The 1186-nt window shown below is 66.4% G+C and carries 1 protein-coding gene; it reads left to right on the forward strand.

What is annotated here, in order from left to right; genetic code table 11:
• The coding region (adh, locus tag ACIGXO_RS33645; protein ID WP_399794503.1) for an aldehyde dehydrogenase at positions 1-1186 on the forward strand (1186 nt) is incomplete at both ends.

The following is a 1186-nucleotide window of genomic DNA, read 5'->3' on the forward strand; positions in this document are numbered from 1 at the left end:
CCTGGGACAACGGCAAGCCGGTGCGCGAGACCCTGGCCGCCGACCTGCCGCTGGTCGTGGACCACTTCCGCTACTTCGCCGGGGTGACCCGCGCCCAGGAGGGCAGCATCTCGGAGATCGACGCGGACACCGTCGCCTACCACTATCACGAGCCGCTGGGCGTGGTCGGCCTGATCACTCCGTGGAACTTCCCCCTCCTGATGGTCACCTGGAAGCTGGCACCCGCTCTGGCCGCCGGCAACTGCGTCGTGCTCAAGCCGGCCGAGCAGACCCCCGTCAGCGTGCTGATGGTGATGGAACTGATCGCCGACCTGCTGCCGCCGGGTGTGCTCAACATCGTCAACGGCTTCGGTGTGGAGGCCGGCAAGCCTCTGGCGTCCAGCTCGCGGGTGGCGAAGGTGTCGTTCACCGGTGAGACCACCACCGGGCGGCTGATCATGCAGTACGCCAGTGAGAACATCACCCCTGTCACCATGGAGCTGGGCGGCAAGAGCCCCAACATCTTCCTGCCCGATGTCCTCGCCGCCGACGACGACTACCTGGACAAGGCCGTCGAGGGCTTCGTCATGTTCGCCTTCAACCAGGGCGAGGTCTGCACCAGCCCCTCCCGCGCGCTGATCCACGCGTCCATCTACGACGAGTTCATGGCCCGTTGCATCGAACGCACCGAGGCCATCGTCAGCGGCAACCCGCTGGACCCGGCCACCATGATCGGTGCGCAGGCCAGCAACGACCAGTACGAGAAGATCCTGTCCTACATCGACATCGGCAAGAAGGAGGGCGCCGAGATCCTGACCGGCGGCGGCCCGCGCACGGTCGCCGGGCTGGAGGGCGGCTACTACATCGAGCCGACCATCTTCCGCGGCACCAACGACATGCGGATCTTCCAGGAGGAGATCTTCGGGCCGGTGCTGTCGGTCACCACGTTCGACTCCGTGGACGAGGCGCTGAAGATTGCCAACGACACGCTCTACGGGCTCGGCGCCGGCGTGTGGACCCGCGACGGCAACACCGCCTACCGGATGGGCCGCGAGATCAAGGCCGGCCGGGTGTGGACCAACTGCTACCACGCCTACCCCGCGCACGCCGCGTTCGGCGGCTACAAGAACTCCGGGTTCGGCCGCGAGAACCACAAGATGATGCTGGACCACTACCAGCAGACCAAGAACCTGCTGGTCAACTACTC

The sequence above is a fragment of the Streptomyces sp. NPDC053542 genome (assembly GCF_044544685.1).
Taxonomy (GTDB): domain Bacteria; phylum Actinomycetota; class Actinomycetes; order Streptomycetales; family Streptomycetaceae; genus Streptomyces.